The following is a 13,250-nucleotide window of genomic DNA, read 5'->3' as shown; positions in this document are numbered from 1 at the left end:
GTAGGACGCCGCCGAACAATTTTTGAGAAAACCCCCGTGCCGGGGATACCGGTACGGGGGTTTTCTGCGTTTACGGGTCTGGGGTATCAGGTTCGAAAAAGGGGGGCGGTCTCCATTCGGAGACCGCCCCCCTTTTTTTTATTGCCTGTTGGCGCCGGCTTCTACAGTCGGCCCGCTGCTTTCAGGGCCAGGTACGCGTCTGCCAGTGCCGGGGCCAGCTCGTCCGGGGTCGCGTCGACGACCGTGACTCCTCGGCGTCGCAGTTGCTCGGCCGTGCGGTGGCGTTCCGTCTGGGCCTGGGCTGCCGCCGCCGCCTCGTAGACGGCTTCGGTGTTTCCCCGGGCCTTCGCCATGCGGGCGATGTACGGGTCCGCGACCGAGGCCACCAGGACCGTATGGCGCTGGGTGAGGCCGGAGAGCACGGGGAGCAGGCCCTCCTCGACGGGGGCTGTGTCGAGGGTCGTCAGGAGCACGATCAAGGAGCGGCGCGGCGCCGTACGCAGAATGGTGGCGGTCAGACCGCGGGCGTCCGTTTCGACCAGCTCGGGTTCGAGGCCGGCCATCGCGTTGACCAAGGACGGGAGGACATCGCCGGCCGCGCGGCCCTGGACCAGGGCGCGTACCCGGCGGTCGTAGGCGAGGAGGTCCACGCGGTCGCCGGCGCGGGAGGCCAGGGCGGCCAGCAGCAGGGCCGCGTCCATCGAGGCGTCCAGGCGCGGGGCGTCACCGACGCGGCCCGCCGAGGTGCGGCCGGTGTCGAGCACCAGGAGGATGTGGCGGTCGCGCTCCGGGCGCCAGGTGCGTACGGCCACCGTGGTCTGGCGGGCTGTCGCGCGCCAGTCGATGGAGCGGGTGTCGTCGCCCGGAACGTACTCGCGCAGGCTATCGAACTCCGTTCCCTCACCTCGGGTCAGCACGCTGGTGCGGCCGTCCAGTTCGCGGAGCCGCGCCAGTTTGGACGGGAGGTGCTTGCGGCTGGTGAAGGGGGGCAGGACGCGCACGGACCACGGGACTTTGTGGCTGCCCTGGCGGGAGAAGAGGCCCAGGGGGCCGTATGAGCGGATGGTGACGCGGTCCGCGTGGCGGTCGCCGCGGCGGGTGGGGCGCAGGCGGGTCGTCACGCGGCGGCGTTCGCCGGCCGGCACGGTCAGGCGGTGCCGGGAGGCCGCGACCTCGGTGCCCGGCTCCCAACTGCTCGGTGGCCAGGCGTCCCGCAGACGGGCGCGCAGCGGGCGGCCGGACGGGTTGGTGACGGTGAGGGTGACGTCCGCGGATTCGCCGAGGCGTACCGAGGTGTCGCCGGAGCGGGCCAGGCCGAGGCGCCGTACGGGTGCCGCGAGGGCGGCGTCGCAGGCGCAGGCCAGGGCCAGCGGGGCGTTCACCGCGAGGATGCCCGTCCAGCTCGGCTCCCAAATGCCGACGGGGAGTGCTCCGAGGGCCGCCAGGAGAGCGGCGCGTCCGGTGAAGGCCATCAGCGGGGGACGGGGACGTGGGCGAGGATCGCGTTGATGACGGAGTCGGCCGTCACGCCCTCCATCTCGGCTTCCGGGCGGAGCTGTACGCGGTGGCGGAGAGTGGGCAGGGCCAGGGCCTTCACGTCGTCGGGGATGACGTAGTCGCGGCCGGTCAGCCAGGCCCAGGCGCGGGCGGTGGCCAGCAGGGCGGTCGCGCCGCGCGGGGAGACGCCGAGCGAGAGGGACGGCGACTCGCGGGTGGCGCGGCAGATGTCGACGACGTAGCCGGTGATCTCGGGGGAGACGGCCGTCTTGGCGACCGCGGCGCGGGCGGCTTCGAGGTCGGCGGGGCCGGCGACGGGGCGCACGCCGGCGGCGCGCAGGTCGCGGGGGTTGAAGCCGTCGGCGTGCCGGGTGAGGACGTCGATCTCGTCCTGCCGGGTGGGCAGCGGGATCGTCAGCTTCAGCAGGAAGCGGTCCAGTTGGGCTTCGGGGAGGGGGTACGTGCCCTCGTACTCGACCGGGTTCTGCGTCGCGGCGACCAGGAAGGGCTCGGGGAGCGGCCTGGGGGTGCCGTCGACGGTGACCTGGCGTTCCTCCATGGCTTCCAGCAGGGACGACTGGGTCTTCGGGGGCGTGCGGTTGATCTCGTCGGCCAGCAGCAGGTTGGTGAAGACCGGGCCGGGCTGGAAGGAGAACTCGGCGGTGCGGGCGTCGTAGACGAGGGAGCCGGTGATGTCGCTCGGCATCAGGTCGGGGGTGAACTGGACGCGCTTGGTGTCGAGTTCGAGTGCCGATGCCAGTGCGCGGACCAGCAGGGTCTTGGCCACGCCGGGGACGCCTTCGAGGAGGACGTGGCCACGGCAGAGGAGGGCCACGACGAGACCGGTCACGGCGGGGTCCTGGCCGACCACGGCTTTGGCGATCTCGGTGCGCAGGGCTTCCAGGGAGGCGCGGGCACTGCTCGCGTCCCCGGAATGTCCGGCGTATCCGGCATTGTCAGTGGTCGGGTCCATCATGAATGGCGTACCTCTCTTGCGAGGGCGTCGAGTTGGTCGGCGAGCGAGATGAGGGCTGCGTCGTCGTGCGGCGGCGCGCCGAAGAGGAGGGGGCGCAGGGCCGCCTGGGCGTCGCCGTCGAGGCGGGCGGACAGGGCGGGGAGCAGGGTCTCGGGCGTGTGTGCCTGGGCCGGTGGGATACCGACGAGGGGGGCGAGGCGGGTGCGGGTGGCGGAGCGCAGGGCGTCGGCCGCGCGGTCGCGGGCGTTCGCCTTGCGGTAGAGGCGGGCGCGGCCTTCGACGGTTTCGGAGGCGCGGATCGCCACGGGGAGCCGTTCGCCGACCAGGGGGCCGAGGCGGCGGGCGCGCCACAGGGCGGCGAGGGCCGCCGCGAAGAAGAGCTGCAGTGTGCCCCAGAGCCAGCCCGAGGGGAGCAGGTCGAAGAAGCTCTGGTCGCCCGCGTCGGTGGCCGAGTCGTCGGAGAGCGAGGGGAGGTACCAGACCAGATGGGGCCGGGAGCCGAGGAGTTGGAGGGCGAGCGAGGCGTTGCCCCGCTCGTCGAGGCGTTCGTTGTAGAGGATGTCGGGGGCGCCGAGGACGACGGTGTCGCCGCTGCCCGAGGCGGTGGGGAGCCGAAGCAGCGTGGGCCGGCCGTCGCTGGGGTAGCAGGTATCGGCGTCCGGGGCGGTGGTGGTGTAGCGGACGCCGCCCGTGTCGGCGGTGCCCGCTCGCCGGGCGGCGGGGAGCGCGCAGCCCGGGGAGAGCGTCGAGCCGAAGCTGACCGCGGGGTCGGCGGTGACTCCGGGGGCGAGGGTGCCCACGGAGGGGCTGCCCGGCGCGATCAGGACGGTGCGGCCGTCGGAGGCGTGGGTCGCCGTGCGCAGCAGGGTCTGCTGACGCTTGGTCAGCAGGTCCGGCGCGGCGATCAGCAGGGTGGTGTCGGGGCCGGCGGCGGCGCGGGCCTGGCCGAGGGTGGTGACCACGCGCGTGGAGACGCCCTGGTCGGCGAGGAGTTCGGCGACGGCCCGGCTGCCGAGGGGGTCGGCGGAGCGCGGGTCGAGGCGGCCGTGCCGGGCGTCCGAGCGGACCAGGGCGATCACGACGGCGGCTGCCAGGAGGACGACCAGGGCGAGGGCGACTCCCCGCGCGCGGGTCCACACCTGGCGGGCGGTCGGCGAGGCCGAGGTGGACGTGGGGGCCGAGGTGGGCGTGGGGGCGGCCTCGGTCAGGGCCTCGGTCATGAGGCCCCCTGGCGGGTGGTCGCGGTCGTGTTCCGGTCGCTGTGGGTGCTGTGGGTGCTGTTGGCTAGGACGGGCCGGGTGCGTTCCAGGTCGCGGTCCAGTTCGGTGAGGTGCTGGTACGCGCGCCGGTCGCCGGGCCGGCCGCCGTATGTCACGTCGTCGAAGTCCCGTGCCGCCGCGCGCAGTCGGTCCGTGTGGTCCGGCAGGGTGCGGCTCGCCTCCGCCGCCGCCTCGTCGGCGGTGCGGCCGGGGCGCGGGTCGAGCAGCGCGCGTTCCTCCAGGGAGCGGACGATCGCGCGCATCCGTTCCTGGACGGCCTGGTTCCAGTGGCCCTGGGCGGCGTGGGCCTCGGCGGCGGCGCGGTGTTCCGCCGCGCTCCTCGGCCGGTCGTCGAACAGGGTGGCGGACGGGGCGGGAGTGCGGCGCGGGGTTCCCAGGCGCCACCAGAGCGCGGCCACGACCGCCAGCACCGCGAGGACGATGACGACGAGGCCGAGCGTGCCGCCGGGCGCCGCGGTGGAGGCGGCGCCGAACAGCTTGTCGACCCAGTCCCAGAAGGCGTTCAGGGCGCGCTGGATCAGGCCCGGGTCGTTCTCGTGGTACATCCGCTTGGACAGCTCGCGCCGGGCGGCCTCCCGTGCGGCCTCGCGCGGTGTCGTCACCGGCGGCGCGTCGTCACGGGCCAGCGCGAGCACGGCTGTCGCGCCGGTGTGCGGGCCCGTGAGCAGGGAGGTCGCGCCGGTGCGCGGCCCCGTGAACAGGGCTGTTACGCCGGTGTGCGGGCCCGCGAGTACGGACGTCGCGCCCTTGAGCGGTCCAGGGTGCGGTCCCGTGAGCATGGCTGTGAAGGCTCCCCCCGCCCCGTTCACCGCATCAGCTCCCCGGCGTGGTGCCGGACGGCTCGGTGCCGTAGTCCGGGACGCCGGCCGCGCGTGCCAGGTCGAGGTCGAGGGCCTCGCGGCGGATGCGCTGGTCGATGTACAGGAGCACGGTGACGCCCGCGCTGATCGGGAGGGTGAGCATGGAGCCGATCACCGAGCCGATACCGCTGATGATCAGGAACGTCCAGCCGACGGAACCGGCGCCGCTGTCGAGGAAGCCGGAGATGCCGTCGCCGCTCAGGGCCGCGGCGAGGAGGGCGAAGGGGATCACGACGATCGAGGACACGATGTTGGCGATGATCGTGCCCAGCAACTGGATGCCGAACACCCGCCACCAGGAGCCGTTGACGAGCTTCACGGAGCGGCGCATCGACTTCACGATGCCCTGCTTCTCCAGCATCAGCGCGGGCGAGGCGAGCGAGAAGCGGACCATCAGCCAGACGGCGACCACGGCCGCGGCGAGGCCCCCGAGGGCGGCGAGCACGGCGCCGGCGTCACCGGAGCCGGCCACGCCGACGAGTACGCCGGGCAGGGTTCCGACGCCGACGATCAGGAGGGCGATGACGGGCAGCAGGAGGGTCAGGCCGAACAGACGCGGGAGCCGCGGCCGGGCGTCTCGCCAGGCCTCGCCGGTGGTGACGGGCTTGCCGAGCACCGCACGGCTGGTGACCGAGGTGAGCAGGGCCGTCGCGACGATCGTGCCGAGCAGGGTGATGAGCAGGACGACGCCGGAGCTGAGCATCGTGTCGCCCAGGGCGCGGGTCAGCTCGCCGACGGTGGCGCTCGGGTCGCTGAGGGCGTCGGTGCTCTCGGTGTCGTTCAGGAAGAAGCCCTGGAGCAGGATGACCGCGATCTCCGTGACCACCGCGACGGTCAGCGAGATGCCGAGGACGGTGCGCCAGTAGGCGCGCATCGTGGAGACGGCACCGTCGAGGATCTCGCCGACGCCGAGCGGGCGCAGCGGGATCACACCGGGCTTGGCGGCGGGCGGCGGACCGCCCCAGTTGCCGCCCCAGCCGGCCGGGCCACCGGGGCCGCCGTAGCCGGGCCCGCCCCAGCCGCCGCCGGGCGCGCCGGGACCGGGCCGGCCGGCGGGGTACTGGCCGCCCCAGCCGGGGCCGGGCGCGGGCGGTGGGGTCTGCGGGGGCACCTGCGGGCCGGGGGCGGACCACTGGCCGGGCGGGGGCTGCTCCTTGGACCAGTTCGGAGGCTGCTGGGGCGGGTGCGCACCGGCCGGGTCCGCGGGCTGCTCCGCGGGTTCCTTCGCGGGCTGCGGGGTGCCGGTGGAGTCCGGCTCCCGGCCGTCGGAGGGGGCGGATCCGGGCGACGCCCAGCCCGGAGTGTCGTTCATCGTCGCTCCTTCACGGTGCCCGTTCCGCGGTCGCGGCGGCAGGTTGGCAGCCATCGTGCCACGCCCCGCCCGGCAGGTGACCGGCCCCTGTATGGGCTGGACACCTTCAATTGTCCGCCGGGTACGGGGCAGACTGGGCGGATGGCTGATCACTACGCGCAATCCCGCGAGGACAGCGGGCCGACGGAGATACCCGCGATCCGCTGGCACGAGCCGCCCGAAGGGCCCGTCGTGGTCCTTCTCGACCAGACCAGGCTGCCGGCCGAAGAGGTCGAGCTGGTGTGCACCGACGCCCCCGCGCTGGTGGAGGCGATCCGCACGCTCGCCGTGCGCGGGGCACCGCTGCTGGGGATCGCCGGTGCGTACGGCGTCGCGCTCGCGGCCGTGCGCGGCTTCGACGTGGGTGACGCGGCCCGGGACCTGGCCGGCGCCCGGCCCACCGCGGTGAACCTGTCCGCCGGTGTCCGCCGGGCGCAGGCGGCCCACCAGGCCGCGCTGGCCGCGGGCGGCGACCAGGAGGCGGCCGCCGCGGCGGCGCTCGACGCGGCGCGGGCGCTGCACCGGGAGGACGCCGAGGCCAGCGCCCGTATGGCCGGGCACGGGCTGGCGCTGCTCGACGAGCTGCTGCCCGGTGGCGGGCACCGGGTGCTCACGCACTGCAACACCGGGGCGCTGGTCTCCGGCGGGGAGGGCACCGCGTTCGCCGTGGCGCTCGCGGCACACCGGGCCGGACAGCTGCGGCGGCTGTGGGTGGACGAGACGCGGCCGCTGCTCCAGGGCGCCCGGCTGACGGCGTACGAGGCGGCGCGCAACGGGATGGCGTACACGCTGCTGACGGACAGCGCGGCCGGGTCGCTGTTCGCCGCCGGGGAGGTGGACGCGGTGCTGGTCGGGGCCGACCGGATCGCGGCCGACGGTTCGGTGGCGAACAAGGTGGGGAGCTATCCGCTCGCGGTGCTGGCCAAGTACCACCACGTGCCGTTCATCGTGGTGGCGCCGGTGACGTCGTTCGACCCGGACACACCCGACGGGGCGTCCATCGAGGTCGAGCAGCGGCCGGGCCACGAGGTGACGGAGCTCACGGCTCCGCAGGTGCCGGTGGCGGGAGCGGAGTCGGGAGGCGGTATACCTGTGGCACCCCTGGGGACCCAGGCGTACAACCCGGCGTTCGACGTGACGCCGCCGGAGTTGATCACGGCGATCGTCACCGAAGAGGGCGTTGTGTCGCCCGTGACGGCTGAGGCTCTCGCCGAGCTGTGTGACTTGTCACGCCAGGTAACGATTTAGTTAATGGGATGATGTCGTTTATGAAGGGACGAGTCCTTGTCGTCGATGACGACACCGCACTGGCCGAGATGCTCGGCATTGTGTTGCGTGGTGAAGGTTTTGAGCCGTCTTTCGTAGCCGACGGCGACAAGGCGCTGGCCGCTTTCCGCGAGACCAAGCCCGATCTGGTGCTCCTGGACCTGATGCTGCCCGGCCGGGACGGCATCGAGGTGTGCCGCCTGATCAGGGCGGAGTCCGGGGTGCCGATCGTGATGCTCACGGCCAAGAGCGACACCGTCGATGTCGTGGTCGGCCTCGAATCGGGCGCCGACGACTACATCGTGAAGCCGTTCAAGCCAAAGGAGCTGGTGGCGCGGATCAGGGCGCGGCTGCGCCGTTCGGAGGAGCCGGCACCCGAACAGCTCTCCATCGGCGATCTCGTCATCGACGTCGCCGGTCACTCTGTGAAGCGGGAGGGCCTGTCGATCGCGCTGACGCCGCTGGAGTTCGACCTGCTGGTCGCGCTGGCGCGCAAGCCGTGGCAGGTGTTCACGCGTGAGGTCCTGCTGGAGCAGGTGTGGGGGTACCGGCACGCGGCGGACACCCGGCTGGTCAACGTGCACGTCCAGCGGCTGCGCTCCAAGGTCGAGAAGGACCCGGAGCGGCCGGAGATCGTGGTGACCGTCCGCGGCGTCGGCTACAAGGCGGGACCGAGCTGACATGACCCGTGACAGTGCCGCTTCGGCGCCCGCTGACCAGGGGGAACGTACGGGGCGGCCTGTCGGCCGGCAGATGACGGGCTCCCGCTGGGGACGTCTCTTCGAGGGCGGGCTGCTCCAGGGCGGAGTCCAGGGCAGCCCGGTCCTGCGGCTCTTCACGCGCTGGGTGCGCCGGCCGCTGCTGCCCGTGATGCGGCTGTGGCGGCGCAACATCCAGCTCAAGATCGTCGTGACGACCCTGCTGATGTCGCTCGGCGTCGTCCTGCTGCTCGGCTTCGTCGTGATCGGGCAGGTCCGCAACGGCCTGCTGGACGCCAAGGTGAAGGCCTCGCAGAGCCAGGCCACCGGCGGCTTCTCCGTCGCCAAGCAGAAGGCCGACTCGGCGGCGACCGCGAACGGCGACGACAGCTCCGGCGCGGGCCGGCAGTCGAAGAACGTCAGCGCGTGGATGACCGACGTCGTGGTGTCCCTCTCCAGTGGCGGCCAGGGCGCCTTCGACGTCGTCACCCTCAACTCGACCGCCGCGGGCGCGGGCAGCGCGGGTCTCGCGCCGCGCGGCTCGGGACGCGTCGACCCCACGGCGAGCGTGCCGGCGGACCTGCGCGCCCGGATCGACGGCAGCACCGCCGCCCAGCAGAGCTACACCCGCGTCGTCTACGAGGACGGCCGCGAGTCGCAGCCGGCCCTGGTCATCGGCAAGCAGCTCAACGACCCGAACGGGGACGCCTACCAGCTCTACTACCTCTTCCCGCTGACGCAGGAGGAGAAGTCGCTGAGCCTGGTCAAGGGCACCCTCGCCACCGCCGGGCTCTTCGTCGTGGTGCTCCTCGGGGCCATCGCCTGGCTCGTGGTGCGCCAGGTCGTCACACCGGTGCGGATGGCGGCCGGGATCGCCGAGCGGCTCTCCGCCGGACGCCTCCAGGAACGTATGAAGGTCACCGGCGAGGACGACATCGCGCGGCTCGGCGAGGCCTTCAACAAGATGGCGCAGAACCTCCAGCTCAAGATCCAGCAGCTGGAGGACCTGTCGCGGATGCAGCGGCGGTTCGTCTCCGACGTGTCGCACGAACTGCGCACCCCGCTGACGACCGTCCGGATGGCGGCCGACGTCATCCACGACGCGCGCGAGGACTTCGACCCGATGACCGCGCGGTCGGCCGAACTGCTCGCCGACCAGCTGGACCGCTTCGAGACGCTGCTCGCCGACCTGCTGGAGATCAGCCGGTTCGACGCGGGCGCCGCGGCGCTGGAGGCCGACGCGATCGACCTCAGGGACGTCGTACGGCGGGTGGTCGGCGGGGCCGAGCCGCTCGCGGAGCGGAAGGGCACGCGGATACGGGTCGTCGGCGACCAGCAGCCGTTGATCGCCGAGGCGGACGCCCGGCGGGTCGAGCGGGTGCTGCGCAACCTCGTCGTCAACGCCGTGGAGCACGGCGAGGGCAGGGATGTCGTCGTCAAGCTCGCCGCGGCGGGCGGAGCCGTCGCGATCGCCGTCCGTGACTACGGCGTCGGGCTCAAGCCCGGCGAGGCGACCCGGGTCTTCAGCCGCTTCTGGCGCGCCGACCCGGCACGCGCGCGTACCACCGGCGGTACCGGCCTCGGGCTGTCGATCGCCCTGGAGGACGCTCGGCTGCACGGCGGCTGGCTGCAGGCCTGGGGCGAGCCGGGCGGCGGTTCGCAGTTCCGGCTGACCCTGCCGCGAACGGCCGACGAACCGCTCCGGGGGTCCCCGATACCGCTGGAGCCCAAGGACTCGCGGCGCAACCGCGGACTGGACGACGCCGGTCTGCCGCACGGCGGCGGCGCCAAGCTCGCCACCGTGCCCGTACAGCAGCCGGCGGCCGGGACGACCGCGCAGCGCGGGCCGATAGCGCCCCGCCAGGCCGGCTCGCCCACCGCCGACCCGACCGCGCTGCCGGGCAACGGCGCGCGCGTGGTGCCCCGCCCCACCGGGGCCCTGCGGCGTCAGGAAGACCCGCCGGGCGGCCGGGAAGCGGGCGGTCGTGAACAGAGCGGCCGGGAGCAGGGCCCGCCGGAGCCGGGGCGGGACGCGGAGAGGCCGGAGGGGCTCGGACATGGGGAGGTATTCCGTGGGCGCTGACCGCGGGGGGAGCGGCGTCCGCGGACGCCGTCCGGTACGCGTCATGGCGTATGCGAGCTGCGGGGCCCTGCTGCTGGCCGGGTGTGCCTCGATGCCCGACGGCGGGGACCTGCGGCAGGTCGAGTCCACGCCGCGGCAGGACTCGCAGGTGCGCGTCTACGCCATCCCGCCGCGCCCCGGTGCCTCGGCGGCGGAGATCGTGCAGGGCTTCCTTGAGGCGCTCACGAGTGACGACGCGAACTACGAGACGGCCGGGAAGTACCTCACGGACGGCGCCCGCAAGGCGTGGGACCCGTACCGCTCCACCACCGTCCTCGACGACGCGCCGGACCCGGTGGGGCTGCCGACCGACACCAAGGACGGCACGCGGGACGTGCAGTTCCGGCTCACCGGCGGCAAGGTCGCCCGGGTGGACGAGCGGCACGCCTACTCCCCGGAGGCCGGCTCGTACAACGGGCTGGTGCGTCTGACCAAGCTGAAGAACAAGCAGTGGCGCATCGACGGCCTCCCCCAGGGCGTGGTCATGGGCACGTCCGATTTCCAGCGCAACTACGTCTCCGTCAACAAGTACTACTACGCGTCGAACGGCACCTCCGGGACCGGCCGCCCGCCCGCCACCGTCGCCGACCCCGTCTACGTCCGCGCGCAGGTGGACCCCATGACGCAGATCGTGCGGGCGCTGCTGCGGGGGCCGACGAAGTGGCTGGACCCGGTGGTCACGTCGAGCTTCCCCACGGGCACGGACCTGAAGAGCGCCGACACCTCGCTGTCGCCCGACGACCGCAACAGGGTGACGGTGCCGCTGAACGCGGAGGCCGACCACGTCGGGGGCACCCAGTGCGGACGGATGGCGGCCCAACTCCTGCTCACCCTGCAGAACCTCACGCCGACCGGTGTGGACGAGGTGGAGCTGCAGAAGTCGGACGGCTCGCAGTTGTGCGTGCAGACCATGAACCAGGTCGAGGGCATCGCCTCGCACGGCACGGGCCGGCACCAGGAGGGCCAGTACTTCATCGACCGTGAGCGCCGGCTCGTACGGCTGACCGGCGGGGACCGGGACAAGAAGCCCGAGCCGGTGCCCGGAGCGCTGGGCGAGGGCGCCAAGAAGCTGCGGGCGGCGGCGGTGTCCCGGGACGAGACCAGCGCCGCCGGGGTGACGGCCGACGGCCGGAACCTGTACGTCGGCTCGCTGGTGTCGGGCGGTTCGCTCGGCGAGCCGGTGCTGCGCAGCCAGGGCGCCACCCCGGCCGACCGGCTGACCACGCCGAGCTGGGACGCGCGCGGCGACCTCTGGGTGGCCGACCGCGACCCGAAGAAGCCCCGCCTGCTGTTGCTGCGCAAGGGCGCGGGCGAGCCCATCGTGGTGCAGGCGCCGTCGGTCGACGGGCGCATCGAGGCGGTGCGGGTGGCGGCCGACGGGGCACGGATCGCGCTGATCGTCGAGAAGAACGGCAAGAGCTCGCTGCAGATCGGGCGGATCGACCGGTCCGCGGGGGACGAGCCGGCCGGCGCCGGCGTCGTGGAGACGCGGTCGGTGGCACCCCAGCTGGAAGAGGTCACGGCCATGTCCTGGGCCGGAGACAGCCGGCTCGTGGTCGTCGGCAGCGAGAAGGGCGGCGTGCAGCAGATGCGCTACGTCCAGGTCGACGGCTCGACCCCGCTGGCCACCACGCCGTCCGCGCTCGCCAACGTCAAGGAGATCGCCGCGTCCGAGGACGAGCAGCTTCCGCTGGTGGCGCACTCGGAGACGGACGGGATCGTGCGGCTGTCGTCGGGCGAGCAGTGGCAGAAGATCGTCCAGGACGGCATGGCGCCGGTCTATCCGGGCTGACGGCACAGTTCCACCAGGTGGGCCCGTCCGGGGTTCCGGGCGGGCCCGTCTGGGGTTCGGGGCGGCGGTCGTCCGTGGTTCGCAGGTCGGCGGCCGTCTGGGGTTCGGGGGTACGCGGCTGTTCGTGGTTCGGAGGCTTGCGGCCGTCTGTGGTTCGGGAACGGCGGCCGGCCCCTCGCGCCGGCCCGTCGCGTCCCCTCGGCCTGCTTCCTCTCCCCCCCGGCCGGCGCCTCGCTCCGGCGTGCGGCGGAGTTGTCCACAGGCGGTTGTCCACAGGGGTGGCCGAGTGGGCGAGGCGTTGGCACAGTGGTGGGCATGCGGGGGTGGTGGCAGGACCTCACGGATCTGGTGCTGCCGGCCGAGTGCGGAGGCTGTGGCAGGCCGCGCGCGGTGCTCTGCGCCGAGTGCCGTGGAGCCCTGAGCGGGGCCGCGCCGTGCCGGGTGCGACCGGTGCCGGAACCGGCCGGGCTGCCGGCCGTGCACGCCGCCGCTCCCTACGCGGACGAGGTGCGCGCGGTGCTCCTCGCGCACAAGGAGCGCGGCGCGCTGGCGCTGGCCGCGCCGCTGGGCGCGGCTCTGGCGGGGGCTGTGCGGGCCGCTCTGGAGGCGGCGCGCCGTCCCGGTCCGGCAGCGCGGGCCGAGGCTTCGCAGGGGTGGTCACGAGGCGGGAAGGGGGAAGCGGGATGCGAGCGGGAGCGGCGGGGACACGGCGGCGAGTTGGGCCCGCGGCCGGGGACGGGAGACCGGCCCGTCCTGCTGGTGCCCGTGCCGTCGGCGCGGCGGGCCGTGCGGGCGCGGGGACACGACCCGGCGCGGCGGATCGCGCTCGCGGCGGCCGGCGAGCTGCGGCGGACCGGGACGCCCGCCCGGGTGCTCGGCGTGCTGCGGCAACGGCGGACCGTGGCGGACCAGTCGGGGCTGAACTCCCGGGAGCGGCTGGCGAATCTGGCCGGTGCCCTGGAGGTCGTCGGCGGCGGTGCGCGGCTGCTGGCCGAGGGCGGGCGGGTGGTGCTGGTGGACGACCTGATGACGACGGGCGCCTCGTTGACGGAGGCGGCGCGCGCACTGCGGGCGGCCCGGCCGGTGGCGGGTGGTGCGGGCGGGCCGCGAGAGAGGCCGGAACTGCCGGAAGTGGAAGGGCGAATCGCGGGTACTGGGCAGGCCAGAGGGACGGACGGTGAGGCGGTCGGGGCGGCCGTGGTCGCCGCGCCACCGGACGCTTTCGAAATAAACCGGAACTGACTGACAACTTGCATCGTTGCAGGTAATGACGGGGTAAATTCACCTGAACGGAGGTACGCCGCAGTAGAGGGTGACGTCATCCGTCCGGGCGAGATATGTTCAGTTGTGAGGCAAAGGCGCAGGCCGCGTCTCGCACACCTGAATGCCGTACAGCGGGTTTTCCGCA

10 protein-coding genes are annotated in these 13,250 nt (G+C 73.7%); 5 read left to right on the top strand and 5 right to left on the bottom strand.

Annotation, left to right across the window (positions count from 1 at the left end; translation table 11 throughout):
- Positions 1–161 precede the first annotated feature (161 nt).
- Genes AB0912_RS32415 through AB0912_RS32395 form a run of 5 tightly spaced genes read right to left on the bottom strand, consistent with a single transcriptional unit; the run spans position 162 to position 5,925 of the window.
- On the bottom strand, positions 162–1,472 hold the full coding sequence (locus AB0912_RS32415) for a DUF58 domain-containing protein (RefSeq protein WP_366706232.1): 1,311 nt from the start codon (positions 1,470–1,472) through the stop codon (positions 162–164).
- Positions 1,472–2,470: a MoxR family ATPase gene (locus tag AB0912_RS32410; RefSeq protein ID WP_366706230.1), complete on the bottom strand. Its 999-nt coding sequence runs from the start codon at positions 2,468–2,470 to the stop codon at positions 1,472–1,474. Before AB0912_RS32410 ends, AB0912_RS32415 begins: the two co-directional genes overlap by 1 nt.
- Complete coding sequence (locus AB0912_RS32405; RefSeq protein ID WP_366706228.1) at positions 2,470–3,693, bottom strand: DUF4350 domain-containing protein; 1,224 nt, start codon at positions 3,691–3,693, stop codon at positions 2,470–2,472. The genes AB0912_RS32410 and AB0912_RS32405 overlap by 1 nt, the downstream gene beginning before the upstream one ends.
- Positions 3,690–4,532 carry a DUF4129 domain-containing protein gene (locus AB0912_RS32400; protein WP_366706226.1) on the bottom strand — a complete coding sequence of 281 codons (843 nt, stop codon included), beginning with the start codon at positions 4,530–4,532 and terminating at the stop codon, positions 3,690–3,692. Before AB0912_RS32400 ends, AB0912_RS32405 begins: the two co-directional genes overlap by 4 nt.
- Positions 4,533–4,566: 34 nt before the next feature.
- On the bottom strand, positions 4,567–5,925 hold the full coding sequence (locus AB0912_RS32395; protein ID WP_366706224.1) for a hypothetical protein: 1,359 nt from the start codon (positions 5,923–5,925) through the stop codon (positions 4,567–4,569).
- A 141-nt stretch (positions 5,926–6,066) separates the two neighbouring features.
- On the opposite strand from AB0912_RS32395, the gene mtnA reads away from it, so the two are divergent.
- The 5 genes from mtnA (at position 6,067) to AB0912_RS32370 (ending at position 13,084) form a co-directional block, all read left to right on the top strand.
- Positions 6,067–7,212, top strand: a complete 1,146-nt coding sequence (mtnA, locus tag AB0912_RS32390) for an S-methyl-5-thioribose-1-phosphate isomerase (protein ID WP_366706222.1) — start codon at positions 6,067–6,069, stop codon at positions 7,210–7,212.
- 8 nt (positions 7,213–7,220) lie between these two features.
- Positions 7,221–7,910, top strand: coding sequence for a two-component system response regulator MtrA (gene mtrA, locus AB0912_RS32385; protein WP_193791570.1), 690 nt, complete (start codon positions 7,221–7,223; stop codon positions 7,908–7,910).
- Between the two features lies 1 nt (position 7,911).
- Complete coding sequence (gene mtrB / locus AB0912_RS32380) at positions 7,912–10,011, top strand: MtrAB system histidine kinase MtrB (RefSeq protein ID WP_366706220.1); 2,100 nt, start codon at positions 7,912–7,914, stop codon at positions 10,009–10,011.
- Positions 10,001–11,842 carry an LpqB family beta-propeller domain-containing protein gene (locus tag AB0912_RS32375; protein ID WP_366706218.1) on the top strand — a complete coding sequence of 614 codons (1,842 nt, stop codon included), beginning with the start codon at positions 10,001–10,003 and terminating at the stop codon, positions 11,840–11,842. The genes mtrB and AB0912_RS32375 overlap by 11 nt, the downstream gene beginning before the upstream one ends.
- 315 nt (positions 11,843–12,157) lie before the next feature.
- Positions 12,158–13,084, top strand: a complete 927-nt coding sequence (locus AB0912_RS32370) for a ComF family protein (protein WP_366706216.1) — start codon at positions 12,158–12,160, stop codon at positions 13,082–13,084.
- Positions 13,085–13,250 lie beyond the last annotated feature (166 nt).

Source organism: Streptomyces sp. NPDC007084 (assembly GCF_040703595.1).
GTDB lineage: Bacteria > Actinomycetota > Actinomycetes > Streptomycetales > Streptomycetaceae > Streptomyces.
This window is presented reverse-complemented; position numbering and strand designations above follow the sequence as displayed.

Coding starts and splice junctions, on each gene's coding strand:
- AB0912_RS32400 (WP_366706226.1), bottom strand. CDS start 4,532: ATGCTCACGGGACCGCACCCTGGACCGCTCAAGGGCGCGACGTCCGTA.
- AB0912_RS32395 (WP_366706224.1), bottom strand. CDS start 5,925: ATGAACGACACTCCGGGCTGGGCGTCGCCCGGATCCGCCCCCTCCGAC.
- AB0912_RS32415 (WP_366706232.1), bottom strand. CDS start 1,472: ATGGCCTTCACCGGACGCGCCGCTCTCCTGGCGGCCCTCGGAGCACTC.
- AB0912_RS32405 (WP_366706228.1), bottom strand. CDS start 3,693: ATGACCGAGGCCCTGACCGAGGCCGCCCCCACGCCCACCTCGGCCCCC.
- AB0912_RS32370 (WP_366706216.1), top strand. CDS start 12,158: ATGCGGGGGTGGTGGCAGGACCTCACGGATCTGGTGCTGCCGGCCGAG.
- mtrB (WP_366706220.1), top strand. CDS start 7,912: ATGACCCGTGACAGTGCCGCTTCGGCGCCCGCTGACCAGGGGGAACGT.
- mtrA (WP_193791570.1), top strand. CDS start 7,221: ATGATGTCGTTTATGAAGGGACGAGTCCTTGTCGTCGATGACGACACC.
- AB0912_RS32410 (WP_366706230.1), bottom strand. CDS start 2,470: ATGGACCCGACCACTGACAATGCCGGATACGCCGGACATTCCGGGGAC.
- mtnA (WP_366706222.1), top strand. CDS start 6,067: ATGGCTGATCACTACGCGCAATCCCGCGAGGACAGCGGGCCGACGGAG.